Origin of the sequence: Bartonella sp. TT119HLJHH (assembly GCF_042193385.1) — a bacterium.
Lineage (GTDB): Bacteria > Pseudomonadota > Alphaproteobacteria > Rhizobiales > Rhizobiaceae > Bartonella.
The window spans coordinates 76996-102705 of record NZ_JBHILS010000008.1 but is presented as its reverse complement, the minus strand read 5'-3'; the positions used below and the strand labels follow the sequence as shown (position 1 = coordinate 102705).

19 protein-coding genes and 1 tRNA gene are annotated in these 25710 nt (G+C 34.9%); 9 read left to right on the top strand and 11 right to left on the bottom strand.

The features are described 5' to 3' along the window. Nucleotides 1–245 precede the first annotated feature (245 nt). Nucleotides 246–1466, top strand: coding sequence for an MFS transporter (locus ACFIJL_RS05935; protein WP_375623434.1), 1221 nt, complete (start codon nt 246–248; stop codon nt 1464–1466). 871 nt (nt 1467–2337) lie between these two features. Here ACFIJL_RS05935 and carA read toward each other — a convergent pair. Beyond that, entirely contained in the window at nt 2338–3534 is a 1197-nt protein-coding gene (gene carA, locus ACFIJL_RS05930; protein ID WP_375623432.1) for a glutamine-hydrolyzing carbamoyl-phosphate synthase small subunit, read from the bottom strand. A 278-nt stretch (nt 3535–3812) separates the two neighbouring features. Between carA and ACFIJL_RS05925 the strand changes: the two genes are divergently transcribed. Next, nucleotides 3813–4265 carry a GatB/YqeY domain-containing protein gene (locus ACFIJL_RS05925; protein WP_375623430.1) on the top strand — a complete coding sequence of 151 codons (453 nt, stop codon included), beginning with the start codon at nt 3813–3815 and terminating at the stop codon, nt 4263–4265. Between the two features lie 676 nt (nt 4266–4941). Here ACFIJL_RS05925 and ubiC read toward each other — a convergent pair. From ubiC to ACFIJL_RS05905, 4 genes are all read right to left on the bottom strand, one after another. Then, the gene (gene ubiC, locus ACFIJL_RS05920) at nt 4942–5448 is read right to left on the bottom strand and encodes a chorismate lyase (RefSeq protein ID WP_375623428.1); all 507 of its coding nucleotides are present in this window, start codon (nt 5446–5448) and stop codon (nt 4942–4944) included. 909 nt (nt 5449–6357) lie between these two features. After that, nucleotides 6358–6609, bottom strand: a complete 252-nt coding sequence (locus ACFIJL_RS05915; RefSeq protein ID WP_375611967.1) for a GlsB/YeaQ/YmgE family stress response membrane protein — start codon at nt 6607–6609, stop codon at nt 6358–6360. A gap of 857 nt (nt 6610–7466) precedes the next feature. Beyond that, the gene (locus ACFIJL_RS05910) at nt 7467–9158 is read right to left on the bottom strand and encodes a Na/Pi cotransporter family protein (RefSeq protein WP_375623426.1); all 1692 of its coding nucleotides are present in this window, start codon (nt 9156–9158) and stop codon (nt 7467–7469) included. 69 nt (nt 9159–9227) lie between these two features. Continuing rightward, the gene (locus ACFIJL_RS05905) at nt 9228–10445 is read right to left on the bottom strand and encodes a mechanosensitive ion channel family protein (RefSeq protein WP_375623424.1); all 1218 of its coding nucleotides are present in this window, start codon (nt 10443–10445) and stop codon (nt 9228–9230) included. 134 nt (nt 10446–10579) lie between these two features. Here ACFIJL_RS05905 and dnaG point away from each other — a divergent pair, with 134 nt between their 5' ends. The 3 genes from dnaG to ACFIJL_RS05890 all read left to right on the top strand — a co-directional run bounded on the left by dnaG (nt 10580) and on the right by ACFIJL_RS05890 (nt 15987). After that, nucleotides 10580–12517: a DNA primase gene (dnaG, locus tag ACFIJL_RS05900; RefSeq protein ID WP_375623422.1), complete on the top strand. Its 1938-nt coding sequence runs from the start codon at nt 10580–10582 to the stop codon at nt 12515–12517. A 387-nt stretch (nt 12518–12904) separates the two neighbouring features. Next, entirely contained in the window at nt 12905–14920 is a 2016-nt protein-coding gene (rpoD, locus tag ACFIJL_RS05895; protein WP_375623420.1) for an RNA polymerase sigma factor RpoD, read from the top strand. A gap of 605 nt (nt 14921–15525) precedes the next feature. Then, nucleotides 15526–15987: a YcgN family cysteine cluster protein gene (locus ACFIJL_RS05890; protein ID WP_375623418.1), complete on the top strand. Its 462-nt coding sequence runs from the start codon at nt 15526–15528 to the stop codon at nt 15985–15987. 28 nt (nt 15988–16015) lie between these two features. On the opposite strand, the gene ACFIJL_RS05885 is transcribed toward ACFIJL_RS05890, so the two are convergent. After that, nucleotides 16016–16753, bottom strand: coding sequence for an SIMPL domain-containing protein (locus ACFIJL_RS05885; protein WP_375623416.1), 738 nt, complete (start codon nt 16751–16753; stop codon nt 16016–16018). 181 nt (nt 16754–16934) lie between these two features. On the opposite strand from ACFIJL_RS05885, the gene ACFIJL_RS05880 reads away from it, so the two are divergent. Next, a tRNA-Ile gene (locus ACFIJL_RS05880) sits at nt 16935–17011 on the top strand. A gap of 1671 nt (nt 17012–18682) precedes the next feature. After that, the gene (locus tag ACFIJL_RS05875; RefSeq protein ID WP_273790801.1) at nt 18683–18865 is read left to right on the top strand and encodes a hypothetical protein; all 183 of its coding nucleotides are present in this window, start codon (nt 18683–18685) and stop codon (nt 18863–18865) included. Here the strand turns inward: ACFIJL_RS05875 and ACFIJL_RS05870 are convergent. After that, on the bottom strand, nt 18789–19103 hold the full coding sequence (locus ACFIJL_RS05870; RefSeq protein WP_007347852.1) for a helix-turn-helix domain-containing protein: 315 nt from the start codon (nt 19101–19103) through the stop codon (nt 18789–18791). The genes ACFIJL_RS05875 and ACFIJL_RS05870 overlap by 77 nt on opposite strands. A gap of 1312 nt (nt 19104–20415) precedes the next feature. On the opposite strand from ACFIJL_RS05870, the gene ACFIJL_RS05865 reads away from it, so the two are divergent. Then, a complete protein-coding gene (locus ACFIJL_RS05865; protein ID WP_375623413.1) occupies nt 20416–20727 on the top strand; it encodes a hypothetical protein in 312 nt (103 codons plus the stop codon). A gap of 748 nt (nt 20728–21475) precedes the next feature. On the opposite strand, the gene ACFIJL_RS05860 is transcribed toward ACFIJL_RS05865, so the two are convergent. Together ACFIJL_RS05860 and ACFIJL_RS05855 are read right to left on the bottom strand one after the other, a co-directional pair. Further along, on the bottom strand, nt 21476–21655 hold the full coding sequence (locus ACFIJL_RS05860) for a YegP family protein (protein WP_375623411.1): 180 nt from the start codon (nt 21653–21655) through the stop codon (nt 21476–21478). A gap of 390 nt (nt 21656–22045) precedes the next feature. Further along, entirely contained in the window at nt 22046–22585 is a 540-nt protein-coding gene (locus tag ACFIJL_RS05855; RefSeq protein WP_375623409.1) for a helix-turn-helix domain-containing protein, read from the bottom strand. A gap of 360 nt (nt 22586–22945) precedes the next feature. Here ACFIJL_RS05855 and ACFIJL_RS05850 point away from each other — a divergent pair, with 360 nt between their 5' ends. Next, nucleotides 22946–23998 carry a DUF475 domain-containing protein gene (locus tag ACFIJL_RS05850; RefSeq protein ID WP_375623407.1) on the top strand — a complete coding sequence of 351 codons (1053 nt, stop codon included), beginning with the start codon at nt 22946–22948 and terminating at the stop codon, nt 23996–23998. Nucleotides 23999–24444: 446 nt separating this feature from the next. Here ACFIJL_RS05850 and pncA read toward each other — a convergent pair whose 3' ends face one another. Further along, nucleotides 24445–25053: a bifunctional nicotinamidase/pyrazinamidase gene (gene pncA, locus ACFIJL_RS05845; RefSeq protein ID WP_375623405.1), complete on the bottom strand. Its 609-nt coding sequence runs from the start codon at nt 25051–25053 to the stop codon at nt 24445–24447. 46 nt (nt 25054–25099) lie between these two features. Then, nucleotides 25100–25636 (bottom strand): hypothetical protein, encoded by a 537-nt coding sequence (locus ACFIJL_RS05840; RefSeq protein ID WP_375623403.1) that lies wholly within the window; start codon nt 25634–25636, stop codon nt 25100–25102. Nucleotides 25637–25710: the final 74 nt, after the last annotated feature.

Here is a 25710-nt window from a genome sequence, read left to right as displayed (position 1 = left end):
ATGAGTTTGTTGCACAAATATTTTGTTCGTATAATGCAAAAAAATTTATTCTTTGACAATGAGATAGCAATTAAATATATACCAATTAAAACGTAATTTTATAGTTTTATCTTGACTCTTACTTAATTTTTTACTTTGTTATTATTTTGTATTTGAAAAGTATACGGTATAGAATACTTTTAAAAGGAAAAGGGAGTTAAAATATAGCGGGGAAGTAATTGTATGCGTAAAATAGTGTGTATGTTATGCAAGACCAAATGCTCAATCCGAAATTTGTTCAGCGTGGGCTCGTTTTAGTGTTCATCACTTTATTGTTAGATATTCTTTGTATTGCGATCATTTGTCCTGTTTTGCCTGAATATTTTTCTCAATTAACTGGAAAAGAGGTCAGTACATCTTTTGTAGAAAGAGGAAAATTACTTGCAGCTTATTCAGTGATGCAGTTTTTGTTTGCTCCTGTTATTGGCAATCTCTCTGATCGTTATGGTCGTCGTCCTATTTTGCTTCTCTCTATTATCTGCTTTGCTCTTGATAATCTCATATGTGCTATAGCATGGAGCTATTCTATGTTATTTATCGGGCGTCTTTTGTCAGGGATAAGTGGTGCTAGTTTTGCAACTTGTACAGCTTATCTTGCGGATATATCCGATGATAAAACCCGTACACGCAATTTTGGTTTGTTAGGCATTGCATCCGCATTGGGGGTTATTTTAGGATCGTTTATTGGTGGTTTTTTAGGTCAGTTTGGTCCGCGTATTCCGTTTTATTTTGCTGTTGGTTTTTCACTCATTAATTTTATTTTTTCTTGGGTTATGCTTCCAGAAACCCTTTCTTTATGGAATAGGCGCTTTTTTGATATTAAGCGGGCAAATCCCTTAGGTGCTTTTTGGCACCTGAAACAATATCCGATGGTTCTTTGGGTGTTATTGGTCTTTTTTCTTTATTGGTTTGCGGAATCTGTATGGTTAAGCATTTGGGCTTTCATTGCAAAAGAACGCTATGATTGGAGTTCTTTTTCTATTGGACTCTCCTATAGTGTTTTTGGGATAGGCCAATTTATTGTAGTCGCTCTCTTTTTGCCTTATTTTTCTAAACGATGGAGTGATTGGCATATTGTTATAGTGGGGCTTTTGTTTGCCTCTGTTGCTATGCTGGGCTATACATTCGCGACGCAGGGGTGGATGGTTTATATGGTTTGTATGTGTACAATGCTTGAATATCTTGTTCATGCACCTATACGTGCAATTGCTTCAGCGCAGGTACCGACAAATGTACAAGGAGAACTGCAAGGAGCGATGACATCTGTTATTTCGTTGAGTTTAACATTTGGTTCTGTTTTTTATGTGTTTCTTTTTGAATGTTTTACAGATAAAAATGCACTGTTTTATTTTTCAGGTGCTCCTTTTGTTGGAGGCTTTTTTCTTCTTGTCGTTGCGACAGTTATTTTTGCCTTGCGGGTACGTTAATTTGTTGAGAGAGGCCGGTACGTACTATTTTGCTAGAGAATGCACAAGATAAACAAAATGTATCATTTTATAGGCAGAAAGTTTTTTGTGATATTTGTTTAACAAAGTATTGTATAAAATATCGATATATCCTTCTCATTTAGTGCAAATAATTTTTTTTATTTTGTGATATTGTTTGTATAGGGGAGTCCGTATTTTTTCTATTGCTTGCAAATTAATATCCAGTACTAATGCAGCAGCATATTGAAAACAAAAGATTAAAACGTATCTACGTTAGATGTATCAGTATTGTATGAACAATTCCAAATTTTATATGGCAAATTGGAAGTAAAATATTGCTTATATTTGTTGGCATAACTTCTGGAATCGAAAGAAAACCTCATTTTGAAAGAATATAAAGTTGTAAAATTGAAAAGATGTTTTCTGTTTTGCTATTACTTTTTTATTCGGCTTTACAGTTTTCAAAACCATCTACGGCAATATCTTTTAAAAAGTAGAGATTTGTTGCATTGTCTCACACTTTAATTTTTTTATTCTTTAGGAGGAATTATGCTTCTCATGCACAATAGAATGCTTAAAATTGTATTGTGAATCCAATGCTTATTTGAAGGTTAGGCACTTTACTTTTTTTAAAAATAGTTTTTATCGATACACTTATCTTGCTTGGGGGGAGAAGCCAATGATTTTGATGGATACGACCTTAAGAGAAGAGGAAGGAGAAAAATTTAAGCTATTCAGTGCGCTCTTTTTAGTTTCAGAATGATAAATAATAATACAACTTCAATAAGTTGTAGGTATAAAAATAATATAATTGTGCGTAGGAAGATGATATAATTTAAAGGAGAGAAGTTAAAAGGTGAGGCTTTTTATTTTAAGATATTTTTTTATAATTCATAATGAGATCACAAAAATGCTGAAAGAGGTAGTGGCTATCTTGTGGTCCAGGAGAAGCTTCGGGGTGATATTGAACAGAAAAAACAGGTTTTCCAATGATTCGAATACCACAGTTTGAACCATCAAAGAGAGAAATATGTGTTTCTTGAACATGTTGTGGTAAAGAGGAAGAATCTACGGCAAAACCGTGATTCATCGATACAATCTCAACTTTTCCAGTGTTAAGGTCTTTAACTGGGTGGTTGGCACCATGATGTCCTTGGTGCATTTTCACGGTTTTTGCACCAACCGTAAGAGCGAGAAGTTGATGACCAAGACATATTCCAAAAATTGGCAAATTATGATCAATTAATGTTTTAATTGTTGGAATGGCATATTGAGCTGTAGCTGCGGGGTCTCCTGGTCCATTAGAAAGAAAAATGCCATCAGGGTTCATTGCCAGAATTTCTTTTGCAGTTGTGTGGGCAGGCACAACAGTAATGCGGGCTTTTTGTGTTGCCATAAGGCGAAGAATATTACGTTTAATACCGTAGTCAATTGCAATGATATGAAGATTGTGCACATTGTTTGTACCGTATCCTTTATTCCAACTCCATGGTTTTTCATTCCATTGCATTGATGATTGAGATGTCACGTCTTTCGTAAGGTCAAGATTGACGAGACCGTGCCATTTTTGCGCACGTTTCTTTAAAGAAGGAATATCAAAGTTTCCATTAGCATCATGTGCAATGACAGCATTTTGTGCACCTTTTTCACGAATAAGAATTGTGAGTGCACGTGTATCAATACCACAAAGTGCAATAATTTTACGCGTTTTAAGCCATTGATGAAGATTTTCATTGGCTCGATAATTTGAGGGATGTGTAATGTCTGCTTTGAAAATAGCGCCAACAGCACCATGACAATTGAGAGGAGAGAGAGCTTCAATATCTTCGTCATTGGCCCCTACATTTCCTATATGAGGAAAAGTAAAATTAACGATTTGTTGTGCGTATGACGGGTCTGTGAGGATTTCTTCATAGCCTGTGATGGCGGTGTTAAAACACACTTCAGCTTCAGCAATACCTGTAGCACCTGCTCCTTTGCCTTCAATAACGGTCCCATCTGCTAAGACTAAGAGGGCTGTCGGTTTTTTGATACTCCAAGGGTGGCTGGGTGAAGTCGCTTGTATCATAGTATGTATCCACAATTTATTCTAAAGGTATGATGGCTTATTCTCTGAAAGGTATAATGACCAACTTTACACAAAAATCATACCTTTAACAGATGCTGTGTATATTATTCTGGTAACGTTTCTCTTGAAATAGGCAGTATAAGTACATTCCATGAAGAGGTAAAGTCTTGTTTTAGTTTTTCGAAGATCAAGTCCTTAATTATTTTTTATCCTCCATTGCAAGATGGATAAAGATTGGTTAAAAGGCATCTTCTTCTTGAACAAAATTGGATAAATTTATGTTGCGTAACCAGATTGATGGGGCTCTTAGGGCTGCTTTGAAAGTGCAAGATAGTGCGCGTCTTGCTACACTTCGTTTAATGAATGCTGCAGTTCGGGATCGTGATATTCTTTATTATAAGGAAGGGAAGCTAGAAGTGGATGATCAGCAGATACAATCTGTTTTCACTAAAATGCTTCAACAGCGTGAAGAATTGATACGAGTCTATAAAGAGTCTGGTTGCTTGGAATTGGCAGAGAGAGGACAAGCAGAAATAGAAGTTATTCGTGAATTTCTTCCCTATCAACTTAAGGAGATGGAAGTAGAACAGGTTCTTTGTGAAGCTTTGGTACAAACAAAGGCTGAAAAATTACGCGATATCGGTAAGGTGATGGCATGGCTTAAGGAACGGTATGCGGGGCAAATGAATTTTTCTAAAGTGTGTAATCGTCTTCGTAAAAAATTACAATAGATCTTATTAATTCAAGGGTATGGGAAAATATTTTTTATTGTGCCTCGCCTTTGTAAGTTAGTAGGATGTTGATAAATTTCATTTATTTTGTACATACATACGATTATCAAAAAAATAATTTTTTGATATCAACTAAACTTTTGGGGCTCTCATAGAGCAATAAAACATCTTTTATGGATTATATTTTCTGTTTTTCAAAGCTGTTAGACCATTAAAAAACAAAAGTATTTATAGAGTTCTTACTTTAAAAAAGATCTATTGTCAGCACTGTTAAAAATTTTAAAACAGGATGATTAAGTTAATTGATACAGATTTCCAATTTTGGGGAGTGTATTATTGTCTTTTTTGCTGTTTCAAAGCATTTGTTTGATAAAGAGTTACCATATTTTTAGAGTAGTGATTATTCGGTAAGAAATTTAAATATAGATGGCTTTATCAATATGGCGTGTATCTTTTTAATTCAAGTGCTGGTTTTAATGATAAGAAAATCAAAACTTTAAAACGTTTTTTCTAGGGAAGAGATTTTTAAGTTGAGTTTATGAAATAAAAAGATCTTTTGAAAAGAAGTCTTTGTTTGTAATGTGTTCTTGAGATAATTTTGAAATTCTTTTCTCTGATTAAATCCCTTATAAGCTATATAAAATCTATAAATTATGCAGAATAAAATGAGTAGCCTCTATTTGTGGGGATACAATGGTGAATCTGTTAAAAATAGTTCAGTTAACAACAATGGCTTACCCGTTAATCGCAAACGGGAACGGCGTGCCCATAGCGCACCTTGTTGACCAATATGAATGTAATCGCGGGTTAATTTGTCATTGTTAAATAAATAATGTCCTAAAGGTACAGTTCCCAAATGCATCAAGGCTTGATTGTGTAGGAGGGTTTCTTGTGGAATTACAGTGCGTCCAAGGAGCCAAGGTTTATTATCTCCTATCAATATGACTTCGCGTAGCCAATAACGCGTACTTTTGGGTAGATGTTCTGCTTCTTCTTTTAATTTATCTCGCGTAATGAAACATTCGCGTTGTGGTTGAACTTGGAGGCAGGTACAATATTTTTTTAATCGAAGCGTCATTGAGCCCGATTCCATGAGCCAATCGCGAACGTTTTCTGGTATTGGAGGATTTTGATCAGAAAACCACTTTAGGGGTGGTAAGATGGAATCTTCAAGATCAGACATCGGTTTACTCTACAGCTAAAGTCTTATTCCATATGTTATGTTGGGTTAAATAGATAGCTCTATTGTAATACAAGGAGTGTAAAAGCAGCAAGATTTTAACAGGAAGATATCAAAGGGAAAATCGAAAGCAAAGGTCTTTAAAAGAAGATATGCAGGAAGTATATATTATAGGATTATTTTCATTAAAAAAGCAAAATAAAGTATTATGTTTTGTTCAAAGCGCTTTCACAATGCGTTACGGAAATTTCTTTATCGCATGAGAGTAATGGGAAAAATGTTTCGTGCTTTAAAATTCGTTTGTAACGCATATAAAGAAGAGCTAAAAATTCATCTATGCAAGATGATATAAAGAGGAAGTTTTAAGAGGAACAAAACTTTATTTTATACTTTAGAAATTGAAGAGATATTCAAAACTTTTGAATTGAGATGTAAAGGAGATCGTATTCTTTATCATTTCGTGCTTACCGTCTCTCTTTATTCTTAAGAATGTAAAAGAGCTCTTCGAGTTTTTCGGTAAAAAGGGTATTGTTGATAGAGTGTATAGGTGTTAAGCATTACACGGTAAAATCTTTAATCATCGTTAGTGATTTTTGTAATCTTATGAATTGTTATTACAGTGAGATAAGCTGGATTTGCGCACGTGGTACAAAAATCAGTTCGTATTTCGTTAAAATAACGCAACATATCTCTCCTGATATGCGTAAGTTTATATAGGTATAAAATGGTGCGTTATGAAGTTTTTTACTGCATTTCGTTTTATAATACGGTGATGGTGTATGCCTAAAATCGCAGCTTAAGCATCTCACCATCATATCAAAATTGGTAACAAGTTACAGGGGAATATTTCAAACTCTGCTCGTTGTTTCCTAGTTTTGTATTGAATCCCAAAAGGTGTAAAAAATAAATACGCTATGATCGAATTTTTTGTCCTATCCATATAAGAATACAGGCTCCTATAAAACCTGAAATAAGATAGCCAAGCCAACCAGCAAAACTTACACCTAAAAGACTAAAAAGAAAGCTTGCTAGCGCAGCGCCAATAATCCCTAAGATAATATTTAACAATATTCCTGTTTGGCTTTTCATAATATACTGTGCAGCCCAACCTGCAATCCCGCCGATAATAATAGCTGCAATCCAACCGATGTTTGCATTTTCCATGATACCCTCCTTTGCCTGAATTTAAATTGTAACTAGAGTAAACTTTGTAAAAATCAAGGTTTATTCCTTTTTTACCCAGTGGAAAGGATATTTCTTTTAGAGATTTTACTTATTACTTTCCTTTATATTAAAATAATATTCACCTTTATATCATAATAATACTTAATAAGTATAAATATATAATACATTTTAATTTATAAACAAATTAATTATTTGAGAAATACGAATAAAATAAGAAAATATTAGTGAAAATGTTTTAAGATCTTATAAAGTGTATTTATAAGCTTTTTTAATCTCTCTCTTAAATTTAAAAAAATAATTGTGATTAAAGCAATAAGTAAAATGGATATTTAAAAGTTTTGAGCTTGCCAATTGATATCAATGATGTTTGAAATGAAAACTGTTTCGTTGACACGTTATAGCATGGCTGTATAGGTTGAACCTCTACCAATCTTGATATAAACGTTGTATTTTTGTGGGGTTTTGTATTCCTTATAGAGTATTTCTGTTTCGCTGCTACTGTGAAGCGGTTCCCTTTTTACAAGGCGGGTTTAGGTTGGAACTATCATACTCTTGACCTATTCTTTGTGTGTTTAACAGTTTTGGCTTTGAGATGGTTAGGCATTTTTACGTCTTTCTTCAAGAGTTCTATTCTACATGCTGCTTTGTTTGTAATGTGCAAGAAAATGACTTTGAGCAATTCATCATGAATAGATTTTAAATGAAAGAAACTTACGATGAAGAAAGCTCATTTAAATTGTCGAATAATAAGATATTTTGATTAAATCAATATCTTGACTATATTCAAAATTGAATAATCGATGTGATGTGTGTTTTATTCAAGTTATTTGAAAAGTTTAAGTTTTTTCTGCTTGTTCTTCAGCAGGGTTGCGTAGACGAGAACTTTGAAGAAGTCCCTGTTCTTCTAAAATGGGGTAGATCATTGAGGTCAAAAGAGAGTTGATTTGTTTGAGGTCGCGCACAGTGTCGAGGTGAAGACTGGATGATTCTATATTTTTGAGATCCCCTTCACGCAGACGTTTAAAATGTTTTAAACTCATCTCTTTTTCTAAGTTTCGTAGCTGATCTTTTTTTTGTACCAATAGGTGTGCAGTGTGTGTATCACGTGAGACGAGAACGTTAAATGCTATATGCGCGTTGGCTAGTACAATGGCGTGGAAACGAAGGAGATCACTCCAGCCCTCGCTGCTGAACTGTAAACCTTTCTGTTGTTTCTTTTTAACCAGCATCAGCATATTATGAATAATGACATCGCCTGCTTGGTCTAATTTTATACAGGCGCCTAGAAGTTCTTGTGTTTGAAAAGCTTCTTCGTCAGATAATTTTTGTCCCGCTAATCGGGCAAGATAAAGTTTGATGGCGATATGTTTTTTGTCCAATATGGTGTTGAGTTGGTTGAGTTCACGAATAATATTGGGATCAGGCTTTTCATAAAGTCCCATAATTTTTTCTAGCATGATGTCTACAAGATCACAAATATGAATGACTTCACGCATGACATTCGAGAGGGCGAGCGTTGGGCGATCAAGAACACTGTCATCAAGAGCTGTTTGATCGGATAAATTGAGCGTTTTGTCGGCTTGTATTTTTTTTGCACTTATATTCACGATCTGAGTGGTTAACTTTAAAATCCATTTTGAAAGCGGTATTCCAGCAAGGAGAATGAAAACATTAAAAATGATATGGGCGTTGATCACTTGAGTAGGGGCATTATTGCCAAGCCATGTGATGGGAGGATGAAAGGAGAGAAATAAGATAAGTATAAGGATTGAACCGGCCCCACGCATGAGTAAATTTCCTAAGGGAACGAGGCGAGTATTGGGAGAGGCGTTGCGCGTTAAAAGTGGTGCTATAAGAGAAGAGCCAAAGTTGACACCAAGAACCATGATAACACAGAGTTGCGTATGGATAAGGTCGTAATTGGCAAAATTGACCAGCAAAATAATTCCTGCAATAGATGAATGTAAGAGGTAGGTTAAGCCAGCAGCCAACAAAAAAGTGGAAACAGGATCAGTTGAAAGATAACGAATGATGCTAGGCAAAATTTCGCTTTCACGTAAAGGCTCTGTCGCTGTACTTATCATTTCTAAAGACAAAATTAAAAGACCAATACCGATGATAATACGTCCTATTTGACGCCATTCACGTTTTTCTGTTGTCATGAAGATACAAGTGCCAATTAAAAGACACAGGGGTACAACAAGAGTGAGGTCGTAGGTGAGAATTTTTACAACGATTGCTGATCCTAATTCTCCTCCGCGTACAGCCATAAGTCCTGCTACTCCAGAGACAAAACCAGCTTCAACGAAAGAGCCAACCAGGAGTGTTATTGCTGTAGAGCTTTGTAAAATCATTGCTGTAAAAAGCCCAAAACTTACAGCAAACAATGGTTTTGAAATGACGTGGCACATTTTATATTTTAGTCTGTCACCATAGGCGCGTTCAATTCCTGTGCGCACCATGCGTGTGGCCCAGAGAAGTAAAGAAATAGCGCCGGCAAGATGAAGGAATACCAACGAACCATTCATGATACTTTATTCTTTCTTTGTTATTGTGAATGTTGTTGCCTCAAATTAATAAATTGAAGTTTATTGTTTTTATTTCACTTTTGCTTTTAATACTTGATTAAAATCATAACCGCTTGGATTTTGAAAAACCTTTAGACCGAAACAGGGCAGAATAGAATAAAGGTGATCAAAGATATCGCCTTGAATTTGTTCATAGTCTATCCAAACGGTGGTATTCGTAAAGCAATAGATTTCTAAGGGTAAACCATTTTCTGTAGGAGGTAATTGTCGTGCCATGAGGGTCATATTAGGATTGATGTTTAGATGCTGTTTCAGATAAGCAAAAACATAAGCACGAAAAGTGCCAATGTTGGTTAAACGGCGCGTATTGGCTAAGACATCATGATTTTTATCTAATTGAGCATTCCATTCATCAATTTCTGCTACTTTTTGCGTGAAATAATTTTCTAATAAATTAAATCGGGAAAGATATTTTTGTTCTTCTTTTGTGAGAAAATGGATACTTGATTGATCAATAAAAAGGGAGCGTTTGATGCGTCTTCCACCCGATTCTTGCATTCCACGCCAATTTTTAAAAGGGTCGGTCACAAGTTTACGGATAGGAACTGAGGTGATGGTGTTGTCGAAATTTTGAACTTTAACAGTATGCAAGGCAATTTCAATAACATCACCATCGGCACCGAGATTGGGGATTTCAATCCAATCACCAACGCGAACCATATCAGTGGATGAAATTTGAATACCGGCAACGAGAGAAAGAAGCGTATCTTGAAAAATTAACATGAGAACCGCGGCCATTGCACCAAGACCGGAGAAGAGAATAAGAGGGGAGCGGTCAATCAATGTAGCGACCATTAAAATTGTTGCAACAGCAAAAAGTGCAATTTTAGCAATTTGAATATAACCTTTTATTGGTTTTAGTCGTGCTGTTGGTCGTTGTTCGTAAAGGATGTTAATGACATTGAGACAGGAAGAAATTGTCAGGACAACAAAGAAGATAATGAAGGCGTTGGCAACATTACCGATGACAGTGCTAAAGGCATCGGGTAATGTTGGGATAAAATTAACACCAACTGAAAGAATAAAAGCTGAAGTGATATTTGCCATGTATTGAATAGCATTATTAATATCGATCGTTGTATTTTTGGGGAGAAAAGAAGAGAGTTTTTTTGCTCCGTGAATAAGTAATTTTCGTCCTAGAAAGTTCACTAAAAGGGCAGCTATAGTAAGAATAACAAGCCAAGAAATAGCCTCTAACCACGGATATTGAGCAATAAATTCGATCACTTTTTATTCTCCATTTCTAAAAATATATGCAGTTGAGGGTTTAAAATTTTACAACTGCTTAAGAGGAAGTATTGGAATTATGCTCTAAAGTCGTTAAATATGCAAAAAAGAATTTTCAAACTCTGTGAGAGATAATGCGTTTTCCGCCCGATTTCCTTAATGAACTGCGTACGAGACTCCCAATTTCAACAGTGATTGGGCAACGGGTGGATTTTGATCCTCGAAAAAGTAAGCCTTCACGGGGAGACTTTTGGTGTTGTTGTCCATTTCATGGTGAAAAAACGCCAAGTTTTCATTGTGATGATCATAAAGGGCGCTATTATTGTTTTGGTTGTGGTGTAAGTGGAGATATTTTTACCTTTTTGTGTGAGCTTGATGGACTGCACTTTTCAGAAAGTGTAGAGCGTTTAGCTGATTTTGCGGGAATGAAACTCCCTATTTTGGATTCACAAAGTCATAAACGTCAACTGGAAAAAGCTGACCTTTATGATGTGATGAAAATTGCTACAGATTTTTTTCAATATAATTTACGCGATAAAGGAGGTATGCAAGCACGTCGTTATCTGGATGCACGTGGTGTTACACCAGAGCTTGTAGAGCGTTTCCGCATTGGTTTTGCACCGGTAAGGCGTACAGCTTTGAAAGAAGCTTTGGGTGCACGGGGCATTTCAATAAAGCAAATGGAAGAATGTGGGCTTCTCTCAGTGCATGAGGAGAGCGCGGATTCTTATGACCGATTTAGAAATCGCATTATGTTTCCTATCGAAGATTTGCGTGGACGTGTGGTGGCTTTCGGAGGGCGTGCATTAGAGAAAGAGACACGAGCAAAATATCTCAATAGCCCTGAAACAGTGCTGTTTCATAAAGGAAATATACTTTATAACGCGGCAGCAGCTCGCAAAAACAGTCGCTTTGTTGGCGATGAAAAAATTCATTCACTCCTTGTTGTTGAGGGGTATATGGATGTCATTGCATTGACTAAAGCTGGTTTTGAAGGAGTTGTAGCGCCCTTAGGGACAGCATTAACGGAAGCGCAAATTGAGCTTTTATGGCAGATGGGGAAGGAGCCTATTTTGTGTTTTGATGGTGATGATGCTGGTTTAAAAGCTGCTTTTCGTGTTGCTGATCGTGTGTTGCCTCTTTTAAAGGCTGGGGTTTGTGTACGCTTTGTTTTGTTGCCACAAGGGAAAGATCCTGATGAAATTGTTTGTGCTGGTGGAGCACAGCTTTTTTCTTCTTTTTTGCAAAAAGCTATTCCTTTGAGTGAGCTTTTATGGTGGCGTGCTACCTATGGAAAGCATTTTGAAATTCCAGAGACACGAGCAGCGCTAGAAAAACAACTAAAACAACAAATTTTTACGATTAAGGATGAAGATGTCCGTCGTTATTATTTGCAAGATGTAAAAAAACGCCTTTTTGATTTTTTTCGTCACTCTTTTTCGAAAAAAAGGGGGGAAGGGCGATATGGTCAATCTTCACCAAATAGGACCTTTAAAGATCAAACCTTTTCTCTGTTAGCAAATTCTGAAATAGTACGAAATTCTTCGCAATCTATTCCTTTGCGTGAAGCAGTGATTTTACTCACTTTAGCTTACTATCCTGAGTTGTGGTATGAAAATTTTGAAATTCTTTCTGAGTTAGAATTAAAAAATACGCAATTGATCATTTTTCATCAAGCTATGTTGGAAATTCTTGGGAATCAACAGCTTCATGATAAAGAGACGATGGTTGCATTCTTAGAGAAAAGAGAACAAAAGGCTCTGTTAGAGCGTATGAAACATCTTGTACAAAATATTGGTATGCGTATTATCCTTGGTGGAGCCCCTTTAGAAGATGCGCGTGCTATATTAAAACAAGCTGTCTACTTGCATCTTCAAGAACACCACCTACATAAGAGGTTACAGGATATTGAAGAGCAACTTGTAGAAAATCCTAAGAGTGAGGTTTTTGATCTGCTTCGTGAGGTAAAAAATGAGTTGGAGCAGATGCAGGCAACAGAAGCGTTAATTGAAGGGTTTGGAAGTTGGTTGGATGAAAAAATAGACGGGAATACACAAGATACGATAAAATGATTCGCTTTTTTAATGCGAATCAGTCACTTAAATTTTAGATGAGGAAGTTTATGTGGAGTGACATTTTATAAAGATGACAATTCAATTTTAGAAAAAGCGGGTAAATTTTAGGAAAAGCGGGAAATTGGTTCTTACGATAGGGTACAGAGATTATCTCAGAAGGGCTGAGAGGTGTCGGGGAAACTTCTGGAGTTTTCCCGCGTTTTTGTCTGGATGTCAAGTTTGTCTAGATGTCAGGGCGTATACAAAATGTATTCTTTCCAATGGTAATCTCTTAAAAGGAAGTATATATGAGTAACTATTGGTATTTTAGTGAGAACAAACAAACTGGTCACATGGAAACTATGGTTACATGGAAACTGTGAGGTGATCGAGTGGAGTTATGGTATGGCAACAAAGGTTAAACAGAAAGATAATGCAGAAGTAACAAGCCTAGCGAGTTTGGATAGTCCTCTTCTTGATTTTTCTGATGATGCCATCAAGAAAATGATTAAACTTGCCAAAAAAAATGGTTACGTAACAATGGATGAACTCAACGCAGTTCTTCCTTCTGACGAGGTTACATCCGAACAAATTGAAGATATCTTGGCGATGTTCTCTGAGATGGGGGTTAATGTTGTGGATGATGAGGATGAAGTTGAGTCTGAAAATTATGAAGAAGAAGTTACGGTAGAGGGGGGGGATTTAGTAGAAGCCTCTAGCCACGCAATTGCAACGACAACGAATAAACGCGAAGTAACAGATCGTACGGATGATCCGGTGCGTATGTATTTGCGTGAGATGGGAGCTGTTGAGCTTCTTTCGCGGGAGGGCGAAATTGCCATTGCTAAGCGTATTGAAGCAGGGCGTGAGACAATGATTGCAGGACTTTGTGAGAGTCCTTTGACTTTTCAGGCTCTTATTATCTGGCGTGACGAGTTAAAAGAGCAGCGTATTCTTCTTCGTGAAATTATTGACCTTGAAACGACTTATGCTGGTCCAGAAGCAAAGCAGGCTCCTGTTATTGAGCGAAGTAAAGTTGGTAAGACAGAAGAAGAAAAAATGTCTTCTGGTATACGTAATATGGGGGAGAGCGCAGGAGAGAGAAACATTGAAGATGATGATGAAGAAGATGATGACGATGTTAATTTATCGCTTGCTGCAATGGAAAATGAACTTTGTCCTCAAGTTATGGAAACATTGGATTTCATTGCTCAGACCTATGTGAAATTACGAAAATTACAAGATCAGCATGTTGAAAGCAGTTTGGCAGAGCGTAAAGAAGGGGCTCTTACTTCTTCTCAGAAGAAGAAATATATGCAATTAAAGGGTGAGTTGATTCAAGCAGTAAAATCTCTTTCTTTAAACCAAAATCGTATCGAAGCTTTGGTTGAACAGCTTTATGACATCAATAAGAGATTGATTCATAATGAAGGTAAGCTGAAACGGATTGCCAATAGCTATGGCATTGGCCATGAGGATTTTTTAAAAGAATACCAAGGACGTGAATTGGATGCAGATTGGATGAATTATATTGCTGCTTTGCCTACACCTGGTTGGAAAGAGTTTTCGGTGCGTGAAGCAAAAGAAATCCAAAAATTGCGGAGTGAGATACAAAATCTTGCGCAAGAAACGGCTATTTCGATTGGTGAATTTCGTCGGATTGTTATGCAGGTGCAGAAAGGTGAACGCGAATCAACAATTGCAAAAAAAGAGATGGTGGAATCTAATTTACGTCTTGTCATTTCAATTGCAAAAAAATACACTAATCGTGGCTTGCAGTTTCTTGATCTTATTCAAGAGGGCAATATCGGTTTGATGAAGGCTGTGGATAAGTTTGAATACCGGCGCGGCTACAAGTTTTCAACTTATGCAACATGGTGGATTCGTCAGGCCATTACGCGTTCAATTGCTGATCAGGCACGCACTATTCGTATCCCTGTTCATATGATTGAAACAATTAACAAAATTGTTCGTACCTCGCGTCAGATTCTCCATGAAATTGGACGAGAACCAACACCAGAAGAATTATCTAGCAAGCTTTCTATGCCGTTAGAAAAAGTACGAAAAGTTCTTAAAATTGCAAAAGAACCTATTTCTCTCGAAACGCCTGTTGGTGATGAAGATGATTCCCATTTGGGTGATTTTATTGAGGATAGGAATGCGTTATTACCAATTGATGCTGCTATCCAAGCTAATCTGCGAGATACGACAACACGCGTTCTTGCTTCATTAACACCGCGGGAAGAACGTGTTTTGCGGATGCGTTTTGGAATAGGGATGAATACCGATCACACATTGGAAGAAGTGGGACAGCAGTTCTCAGTTACAAGAGAGCGTATTCGTCAGATTGAAGCAAAGGCACTTCGTAAATTGAAACATCCTAGCCGTTCACGAAAATTGCGCAGTTTTCTCGATTCTTAAATAAAGGAATTCGTGTGCATTTTAATAACTTCCTCCTTCTTCTTAATGAAGGGGGAGGTGCGTCACGTTGTACTTGGATGCTTTCTTGAGAAAAACATAGGAAGAATTTGAACAATCTAGAAAGTTTGCGATGTTTAATGGTTCTCTTAGCTTTGGGGCTTTGTACTTCTCTGTCTCAAAAGAATAGATATAGGGCAAAGGGTGGTTATGAAGTAGAGAGAGGCTTTCAAGAAATGAATGATAAAAACATTCTCTTGTGTGTAGCGCGGTTCGTTTTTTAAGAAATAGAATCTATTAGGAATAAACTTATATTGCAACATACGGAATTTTTGATGAAAAATGGGTATTCTTTGCGGAATTTTTCTATCATTTTAGGTGACGCATTTTACTCTTTGTCAGTTTATAAAGAGATGTTTCAATAGGTTACGTTCATTTATATACGCTATTTTTTGAATATTCTCTTTTATTCAGATAGATTTTAAGAACATGGTGTAAAGTATACATTGAGTTAAATCTTTTTAAGAGACAAAAATAGATGAAATTATAGAAATTAAATGTTTCATTTTTTATAGATCGTCTTAATTAAAAAAGGTGTGTCTGAGTTTATGAGTGGAGAACTCCCCTTTTGGAAAGTAAAAAAATTAGAAGAGATTTCCATTTCTGAGTGGGAGAGCCTTTGTGATGGCTGTGGCCGTTGTTGTCTCCATAAAGTTGAGGACGACGATACGGGTGACCTTTATGCAACCAGTATTGCTTGTCGTCTTTTAGATGGGGAAACCTGCAGGTGTCGAGATTATGCTCATCGTAAATCAATTGTACCAGATTGTATATCGCTAGACATTCCGACAGTTAAAACAGCCCGTTGGCTTCCAGAAAGTTGTGCTTATAGATTAATTTATGAGGGAAAAGATCTTCATTGGTGGCATCCATTGGTATCAGGAGATTGTCAGACGGTACATACCGCGCGTATTTCTGCACGCGAACAGATAGAGGTTTACGAAGACGAATTATTATCTGAGGAAGATTATCTTTATCACATTACTGCTCTTCTACGTGAAGGCCAGTAATGTGATTTTTTATACAACAGTTGGTGACTTAGTCGATTGCAAAGACTACAGTGACGCTCACATTATAATTTAATTCACCACCTGCAAAATTTGTATTTGCGTAGCTTGCATCTGCTGCTCTACTCATGAGACGTGGTGCTGGATGGTAGTAATCATCCTTTTCATTGATTTCAATAATTTTTCCTAATTTTAAATCGGCAGCTTGTGCTATCGTTTGCGCTTTTTCAATGGCTTCAGTAATGGCTTTTTTACGTGCTTCTTGATAAAATGGCTTTGTATCTGCGTTGGTAAAAGTAATGCCGTTAACTGAATTAACACCTAGTGTCATCGCTTGATCAAAGATTTTACCAGCATTGGTAAGATCACGAATGCGCACGGTTAAAGAATTTGAAACATGATAGAGTTTTTCATTATTCTTTTTTTCGTGGTGTTTATCAGGAGTTGACTGATAAATGGATAAGCCTGATGTTTGCAAATCATTTGCTTGGATGCCATTGTTTTTAAAAGCTTTTATAATATCATTGATGGATTGATTATTGGAAGCTAATGCCTTTTGGGCAGTTTTGTCATAGGTAACAACGGCTAGATTAATAATGGCCATATCCGGTGCTGCTTGACTTTCTCCGGTTGCAGTCACTGTGATTGTTGCATTTTTTATTTTGTTTGCTTCAGCATGTACAGTCAATGAAGTGGTTAAGAGTGTGAATGCTAATATAGCTGTTTTAACCAGAGACCCCTTCAGTGGTTGAACTTTCTTTTTTATCATATCTATTCCTTTAATATTTATCAGTTTATTACTTTCTCATTTTTGAGAGTTTTTGTAAAGAAATTAGAGCACTAGAAAAAAAACCAATAGAAAAGAGAAAAAAAGAGAAAAAGATGGGTTATAATCTGGGTCAGCTCTTGTATCATAAGGCATTTTAGTTTAGAGAGAAACAACCTATTTGGGGCCTGTAGCTCAATTGGTTAGAGCCAGCGGCTCATAACCGCTTGGTTGGGGGTTCGAGTCCCTCCGGGCCCACCAATAGGGAAATGTCCAATAGAAAAATGGATAGCTTATATAAAAGTTTTGAGATTCTACCTTTTTCGTTTTTTATTTATTTTACTGTTTGTTCTAGAAGCCTTTAGTCGTTGTTTGTTGCAGTTTTTTCTCTCAGTCGCTTTAATATGATGGTATGGTTTCTTATTCTCATCAAAGAAATTCTCTCATTTGCAACATTGTAGCATTTGGATTAACTGATATGTGTCGCTATTTACTTTCTTAATTCATACTACTGTTTTGTACTTTTTCTGTATGGTGTTCTTCATAAAATAGAAGGCTAAAAGCTTTATTGGATAAGTTTATTTATACTTGTTCTGCAAATAAACAGATCTCAATAAAACCAATTTTAAAGATTGTACCTGTTCAGAACAAATGGCTCAAAAAACATTTAGTGTAAATTTGCTTTTTTCTAAGTGATGTTAATGTCTTTTAGATGTTTGAATAGCATCATCGTGATGAAAGGTTAGTATATAAGAGAATCTGATTTATAGACATTTATATGTATCATGGGGACAACGATGATAACATTTGTTGATATTTTATTTTTGAGAAATATTGTTCATAGTGACGGTGGCGTGTTCTCTGAAAAGAATTTCATTAATTGTTCTTTGAACAGTTAATTGAGTGATTGTTTCTATCGCTTTGCATCATCCAGATTCTATTGTAATAAGCATTTTATTATTCTGTAAGAAATGTTTTCTATGATATTGGAAAATTCGTTAAAATGCCGTTTTCTGTCTTTGTGTATTTTTTGCTTGATGTTTAAATTATAGAGTTTTCGTGTGATTCGCATTATTATTGAAGAGCAAACGTCTTTTTTTGATTTTACTCTCATAAGGAATTGGCAAAATTGCGGTAAACCTAGCACTTTTTTGTATTGTTAACATTTTTTCGTATTGATCATGTAGAGAGTTTTATCTTTGTTATGAGTTTTTTGCTCTTATGAAAAATTATTGGCAGGGAGAGTGTTTTTTTGGAAGAAGTATACTTCTTCTTCAAAGTCATACTTTGAAAAGATAATTCTTCATTTGCATAAGGAAATTTCTCTCTTGTTGTAAATCTGTATACAATTTACGTACAAAAATTGTGCGTGGTGATTCGTTTTATTTTTTAATAGTATCATTTTTGCTTATGATAGAGACTTATATTAGTATTTACGAGGTGCGTTTAGAGGGGAGGTTACCTGTAAACGTGTTACAGAGTTTTAGGTAGTGTGGCTCTGTTTATAAGAATTTATTCCTATAACATTGTTATATTCTTGCTTTGCAATATTGTTAAAAAAACATAGATGGTGCTATGTAGAATAAAATTGTGATGTATTTTTTTCAAAAAAGCTTTTTCGTGTTCTCTTATATAGAGTTCAGGAGTGTCTTCAGGGATATTTTCACATTAGTTTTTATTGGTCCGAATCGCAAGATTTGCGTAACATTATTCGCGTTTTTGATAGATTATACCAATTTTCATAAGAAGGTCTGGATCGTGTGATGTTTTCTGTTTCACCATGGTACATGACTAATAGAACTTCATCTGATTTTGTAAAATAAGTTTGTACACAATTGCTTCCATACTGCCTATTGCAAATATTTTTTTCTAAGGTATGAGATATATTTAAACGCTTTAGCGTTATATAGTTTGACTACACGGAGTATGACTATGAAGAATGATAAAAAATTTGAAACAACTTTATCTGATATTATTGTGAAATGGGAGTCTTTATCAACGTCTCAAAAGCAAGCGATATTAGATAAAGTAGAAAATTCTACAGATTCTGCTCATTCAACAGAACATTTAAGGCTTCAATCTTCTTTTTATCTCCAGACGAAATCAAAGTTATGAGTTTTAAATCTTCATCGGAGATGTTGAAACCAGTTATTACATATATGGCACTAGCATTTCCCAGTGTGTTCAAAATAGCCATGAGTTTATCTACAGAAGGCCTCTTTCCCCCATTTATCATTTGTTGGACGTAATTTTGTCCACAGCCTGCAGCTCTGCTTATTTCAATCATTGTTCGTCCGTCACTTTTTATTAATTCAACTAAGCGTTGGAACCAATCTTTTTCAGTCTTTGTCATTTTTAGACCTTTACATATTTACGCTATAGCGTTAATATTGCGTTGCGAATCCAGAATATATGATACAAGGAGCGTGAAAATATCCATGTGTAGCTCTTCGCTAAGGAAGCATATAGAGTTGTTTTTAACTAATAACAAAATGTCCCCATACACTTTCAGATTCGAATCAATAAAAATGGTTGCTTAGTTCCACGGTTGTGAAAAAGTAAATGTGTATACCAGAAAGGGCGATACACACTCGTATGTTTATGAGATTTCACTATGATAGTATACGTAGCAGCATTATAAATCAAGATATACCCCAACATCAGAATTTGTAAAAAAAAATTCTGCGTTGAGGTAGTGTGTGAATATAACGAGGCTTTAGAGCTTTAAGAGATAGGATAGTGACTGTAGAAAAAATGTAAATTCATAGGCAAAGAATACTGATTTCTCCTTTATTGTAATAAATTAGATCACTATCAGATGGTATATCGTATATATGTATTAAAAAATTGGGAAATATCAAAAAAGTGATCTTGGATATTTTATTAAACGGGAAGGTAATCTGAGCTACAAAGGTGCTTGTTTGGTAGAATTGTACATTCGATCAATGCCCTTATGGGGATGAATATATTTTGATGATGCTGCGGTTTATAATGAAGTCTGTGTTTATAATGATATTGTTATTTATAACAATGCATTAACATATGGTTGTGTAGTCATTCGTAAGAGTTCGCATGTTTATGAAAAATAAGAACTTTATCGTTATTTGAATATGAGTGGAGATGCATATGTTTACGCTAATGCGGTCTTTTTTGATCAAGTTTTGAAAGCTCAATGTATTGAATTTTATGGTGATACTCGTGATTGTAGAAAGGCTCGAGTTTATAATGATGCTTTAGTTTGTGATGATGTAAAGATTTGTGGGAAGGCAAAATTTTACAGAAATGCTGTGCTTTGTGACACTGAAGATTTTTGTAATGATAAAAAACTTTCATATATAGCTGCATTCCACATGGTGTAAAAAAAGAAGATAGGAACGATTTGGGCAAGGCTTGTATGATTGCATTGCGTCGTTAGTTTTTTTGACGTTCCTTATTTTTTGTATTTTGTGTCAATAAATGTGTCGCAAATAATTGGTGTGAGTGTAGATTTAGCCGCTTTCAGAGATTTATTTGCGTCATTTATCAATGCTTTAATGGAGAAGATAAGAATGCCGAGAGTGATTGTTCACACTTGGAACATGCAATTTATTGCATTCTTTTTTTTAATTGAGGATGAAACAAATTGGTCAAGATGATCACTTGAGCGACAATTAAGGGAGATCCAAATGAGTGTAAACGAAATTTTATTGGGAGCAATGGTTGTTGTTTTGTTGTGCAGCGGGGCTATATTTCGATTTTCTTTATATTATCGCAGTCAAGTGAAAATTTTAAAAGAGGAATCTAGAAGAATAAAGCATGAGTTTTTAAGAGATTCTATGAAGATGACTGAAGAACGAGATAGAGCTATTAGAGAGCAAAGTATGGTGATTAAAAGACGTGACCAAGCAATTGAAAAACTGAAAAAACAAATTAAGCAATATGAAAAGAATGAAAAGAAATATAAAAAAATGCTTAAATTTGAAGATGATAAAGAGTGATTGTATTCATATTTTGCATTAAAGGGCATGGAAATGTGTTAGGAAGATTGGAATGAAGAGAGAGATAAACTTTAATGAAGCCAATTATGATACTGATGGAGAGATTGTATTGAAAGAGAATATTCAAGTTTACTCTGATTTTATGAAAACATTTAAGTTTATATGACAGAGCGTCGTTGGTCATAAAATAAGAGTTTATGATGATAAACCAATTTATAGGTATGCTAGTTATTAAAAAGCGCGTCTATATAATCCAGAAATTTTATATTATTGCTGGAACAATTTTGCATGTTCCTTTTAGATGTAAGGTGTAAATGCTACGATAGTTTCAGCTAATAGGTATAAAAAATTGCATGATAATAGAAAGAACGAGATATTTGTTTTTTATGAAGATGAAATGGATAAATCAGTTATGATTATTAGATACAGAAAAGAAATATTAAAAGATATTAATATCTTGTAGAGTAATTATATTTCATCATTGATGATTTATCTTCTCTTCATGTGCGTTTATTTTTATGAAAAATACAAGACTTAAGAGATTTTCTTTTTGATAAATGCTATAGAGATTTGAGTATGATTGAAAATAAACATATAATCTACAAGAATATGGATGTTATTTGTGAGTGTTAGAAATAACACAAAAACTTCCTCTCATTGAGGGAAAAACAGCCATCTTTCATTTGTCACAAAAGTAACTCAACATACCATTATACAAAATGAACGCTTATTTTAATGGTAAAGAATGTTAGGATTGTAGTTCTCTAACAAGAGCCTTATGTGTAATTTCTTTGATTTGTTCAATATTGATTAGGATATCTTGTTTTGTTGGATAACCTTTACTAGAAAAAGCAACTTTTTGTGCATCTCCTGAGATTAAACGCCAGTACCATTGATTGTGAACTCCTTGAAACACCTCAAAATACATGTTTCCCACCTCATAAAATAGCTGATAATTTTTAGGATAAATATTTAACTAATCCGTTTGTGAACATTAATGTATGTCTCTATAGGAAGCCGTCAATATATTCCCCTTAAATTTTCTGACCTTAAAAAATAATTTCTATGAGAGCTATTATTCTTTTAACAAGAAAAAATTTCTTGTCAATAAGATATGAATGAGAATTTTATACTATAAAATTATTTTTTAATTTAAAGACACTATACTTTCATTTACAACGCAAATATTTTTATTGTCATTATAGAAATAAATTTTATAAATTATACAAAACCCCACCAGCACGGATAGAGTAAAAAATACTTTTCTCCATACTGGCAGAGTTTAATCACTTCTTGTTTTTTCTTTTGAAATAGACGTTTATTGATTAGCTATAACCTCTTTTTGGGATACGCTTCGAATGAGTAAATCAATGAATAAGCTAAGGGTATAAGAATTGGCCATTTTAGCTTTCATATCGATCAAAGAGGTTGCAGTTTTAGGGCTAAGACCGTTTGATGAACCTTGCCTTGATAAATATTGCTGCAATTTTTCATAAGAGCTATCGATTTTTTCTTGATTTAGTTTTTCATTACGATCACTGTTGGCAAGTGTTTCTTCAAGACCTTCAATTTTTTTAATAAAATAATTCCAGTCAAAATCACCTTTAGTATATTCGGTGTCAAACATTTTCCCTTGTCCAGTTAAAAGCCAATTAATATTGACACCATATAACGTGCGGTATGTTTGTAAGACACTAAGATTAGGTTCTCTTTCTCCACGCTCATAAAAAGCAATGGAATTTTTTGTCATGCTAAAACTTTTAGCTAAGGTTTCACGTGATGGATCGCCTAAAGCAAGACGTACATAACGTAAACGTTTTCCAAATATAGTTTTTGATTCAGTTTCAGGACGTGCCACGAATTATCTCCCTCGGTAAATCATCATGGTATAAATCATCAAATAATAAAAGCACACTATGTATTAATAATCTATGATATAATGTCAATATTATAGCTTTAATTTCTTTTTATTTTTTTATTTTCGTGGATAGAAAGCAATCTTTCACTTATTGTATTGACAATTGATATTCACTTCAAAACAAAATTCCTTGTTTGCTACATTTGTCTCTTGCTTTTTTTGAGAGAATTTTCATGTAACTTTACCATATATATTCTATACACCTCTGCATTAATAGATGCAACTTTAAAGAGATGCAAACTTTGGATTTGTACTGGGTGTGCTTTAGATGAAGTAGAAAATAAACTTTGAGGAATGATCATGGCCCTATTACGCTATTTTGGGTTTGCTTTTTTTTTCACGATTATTGGTGTCTTTTTAGGAGGGGTTATTGGTTGGTTTGAAACGGAAAGTATTACTGGTTTTCTTAAATATTTTTTTATTTGCGTTGTTTTAGGAATTTTGGAAATTTCTTTATCTTTTGATAATTCTATTATCAATGCCCGTGTTCTTAGTAGAATGAGTCCATTGTGGCGTCGTCGTTTTCTTATATGGGGCATTTTGATAGCTGTATTTGGGATGCGAATTGTTTTTCCATTATTGGTGGTTGTCGTTGCTGTTGGGATTAATCCAATTGCCGCAGTCAAATTAGCGATATGGGAACCACATCGATATGCTGAAGTTTTAACCGATGCGCATATGGGGATTGCTGCTTTTGGAGGAACTTTCCTTATGATGGTTGGCTTAAAATATTTTTTTGATTCTGAAAAAGAGGTGCATTGGCTTAATGTTATAGAGAGACCTGCTCAAAAGTTTGGGGCGCTTGTTGGAATTGATATTGCCATTGTTTTGATTTTGATCTTATTTGTTTCAGGTCAGATTGACGCAGAAAATAAAATAACTTTTTTATTGGCAGCTCTTTATGGACTTTTGACCTTTATCGGTGTTGAAGTTGTTGGTCATCTCTTGGATACTCCTCAAAAGACTTTAACAACAGTAGCTCACGGGGGGGTAGGGGCGTTTCTTTATTTAGAAGTTCTTGATGCTAGTTTTTCTTTCGATGGCGTGGTTGGTGCTTTTGCCTTTTCACACAACCTTTTTATTATTGCGATAGGTCTTGGTATTGGTGCATTTTACGTTCGTTCTATGACAATTATGTTGGTTGAATCAGGAACATTATTGCATTATCGTTATTTAGAGCATGGTGCTTTTTATGCAATTCTAGTTCTTGCAGTGATTATGTATCTGCAAACGATTATATCGGTTCCTGAAGTTTTAACAGGACTGGTGGGAATCTGTATTATTGGAATGGCATTATATTCTTCGATTCGTTATAAGCATCATCAATTGGATAAACATGTTGTATCTAAGTAATGGAGATTTCTTCCTTTTTCACGCTTTTGTTTATCGCATATCTTTGAATAAAAAGAGGTCTTTCATGCAAAATAAAATACTATTTTATTGCTTATTTGCGTTTTTAAAAAGTTGAATTCATTGCATGATATATTCATGAAGCCAATAATGTATAATCCCTAGGATACTTTTTGACCTAAATATAAGGCAGAAAGATGATGCTATACTTTTACCCGCTTTCAATATTATGACAAGTTCTTGCATTAATGGTTCATAAGAGGCCTTACTGTTTTTTTGAATGATTTCTATTCATACATTGATTCTATTTGTAACGTGTAAGAGAATGATTTTAAAATAGGTTTGAAATGAGAGAATTTACGATACTCTGGACTCTTACTTAAATATGTGCAAAATAATTTATCCTTTATAAATCAGTGTATTATAATGGTAGATTAGAGAAGGATATTTTAAGAAACCATTAAAAGTTCTATACCAGCTTCGTTCATTGTTTTAAGCATAGTGTTTAGTGATCCGTTTACATCAATACCAGCACAGGCATTTAATGAAACACTGACTTTAAAACCGTATTGCATAGCGTGAAGAGCAGAAAATCCGACACAAAAATCAGTTGCTAAGCCACACATAATGAGCTTAGTAAAGCCATGTTCTTTGAGATAAACTTGTAAACCTGTTGGTGTTTTTTGATCATTTTCAAGAAAAGCAGAATAGCTATCCATTTTTTGATTATAGCCTTTTCTAAGGATAAGTTGTGCCTTTTCTACTCTAAGAGATGGATGGAACTCTGCTCCTTGTGTTCCTCGTATGCAATGATCAGGCCAAAGTATTTGAGGACCATAGTCAAGAATGACTGTATCATAGGGCTTTTTTTCAGGATAGCAGGAAGCAAAGCTGCAATGGTTTTTGGGATGCCAGTCTTGGGTTAAGATAACGTGGTCAAAATGATTTATGAGATTATTGACGGCGGGTAAAATAGCATCACCTTGTGGTACGGCAAGTGCTCCACCTAATAAGAAGTCATTTTGAACATCAATGACGATTAAGGCTTTTTTTTCCATAAATATATTCCTATACGAGATGAGCTTTTATCGTATTTTTAAAAAGCTATATGTCGTCTTGAAGTTTTGAAATGAGTTGCTGGATATTGATATTATTTTTATAATTATCAAGCCAAAAGAGGGGGATGGATAAGTTTTTACAATTGGTTTTATAGTTTTTTACGAATTGTAACCACGTACCAATGGGAAGTGCACTGTATTCATTTGTTGCTATGTGTTGATGCAGAGCTTTCATGATCATTGGGCTTGGGACGTCAGATCCCATAAGGCGGCGGTCGTTTTGTAAACGTAATTTAAGCCATATCAAGGCAAGGGGTGAGGTCCATTGCTTTCCGTAGCAAAAAATCGATGAAAAAAGAGAAGGATTTTTTACTGCGTAATATAAAGCCCATAAAGCGAGAAAAGAAGGCGCATAGAGAATTGCTTTTCTTTGTGGTACCATATTACATTGATAAGTCGGTTTAATACGATAAAAATACAATGTTATATCTGGTATGGAAAAGAGAGGCAAGGTTTGATAACAGGTTTCAGGGACAGCTAAAAAGATTTGCTTTTTGCTCTTTAGGGGGATGTTTTTTTGCATTCAGGACCATACTGGGGCTTGTGAGATTAGAAAAAATGTACCAATATAAAGCGAAAAGCTTTTGATACGATGTA

Bases quoted from the DNA above. Each gene is read 5' to 3' on its own strand.
- ACFIJL_RS05935 (WP_375623434.1), top strand. From the start codon at position 246: ATGCAAGACCAAATGCTCAATCCGAAATTTGTTCAGCGTGGGCTCGTT.
- carA (WP_375623432.1), bottom strand. From the start codon at position 3,534: ATGATACAAGCGACTTCACCCAGCCACCCTTGGAGTATCAAAAAACCG.
- ACFIJL_RS05925 (WP_375623430.1), top strand. From the start codon at position 3,813: ATGTTGCGTAACCAGATTGATGGGGCTCTTAGGGCTGCTTTGAAAGTG.
- ubiC (WP_375623428.1), bottom strand. From the start codon at position 5,448: ATGTCTGATCTTGAAGATTCCATCTTACCACCCCTAAAGTGGTTTTCT.
- ACFIJL_RS05915 (WP_375611967.1), bottom strand. From the start codon at position 6,609: ATGGAAAATGCAAACATCGGTTGGATTGCAGCTATTATTATCGGCGGG.
- ACFIJL_RS05910 (WP_375623426.1), bottom strand. From the start codon at position 9,158: ATGAATGGTTCGTTGGTATTCCTTCATCTTGCCGGCGCTATTTCTTTA.
- dnaG (WP_375623422.1), top strand. From the start codon at position 10,580: ATGCGTTTTCCGCCCGATTTCCTTAATGAACTGCGTACGAGACTCCCA.
- rpoD (WP_375623420.1), top strand. From the start codon at position 12,905: ATGGCAACAAAGGTTAAACAGAAAGATAATGCAGAAGTAACAAGCCTA.
- ACFIJL_RS05890 (WP_375623418.1), top strand. From the start codon at position 15,526: ATGAGTGGAGAACTCCCCTTTTGGAAAGTAAAAAAATTAGAAGAGATT.
- ACFIJL_RS05885 (WP_375623416.1), bottom strand. From the start codon at position 16,753: ATGATAAAAAAGAAAGTTCAACCACTGAAGGGGTCTCTGGTTAAAACA.
- ACFIJL_RS05875 (WP_273790801.1), top strand. From the start codon at position 18,683: ATGAAGAATGATAAAAAATTTGAAACAACTTTATCTGATATTATTGTG.
- ACFIJL_RS05870 (WP_007347852.1), bottom strand. From the start codon at position 19,103: ATGACAAAGACTGAAAAAGATTGGTTCCAACGCTTAGTTGAATTAATA.
- ACFIJL_RS05865 (WP_375623413.1), top strand. From the start codon at position 20,416: ATGAGTGTAAACGAAATTTTATTGGGAGCAATGGTTGTTGTTTTGTTG.
- ACFIJL_RS05860 (WP_375623411.1), bottom strand. From the start codon at position 21,655: ATGTATTTTGAGGTGTTTCAAGGAGTTCACAATCAATGGTACTGGCGT.
- ACFIJL_RS05850 (WP_375623407.1), top strand. From the start codon at position 22,946: ATGGCCCTATTACGCTATTTTGGGTTTGCTTTTTTTTTCACGATTATT.
- pncA (WP_375623405.1), bottom strand. From the start codon at position 25,053: ATGGAAAAAAAAGCCTTAATCGTCATTGATGTTCAAAATGACTTCTTA.
- ACFIJL_RS05840 (WP_375623403.1), bottom strand. From the start codon at position 25,636: ATGCAAAAAAACATCCCCCTAAAGAGCAAAAAGCAAATCTTTTTAGCT.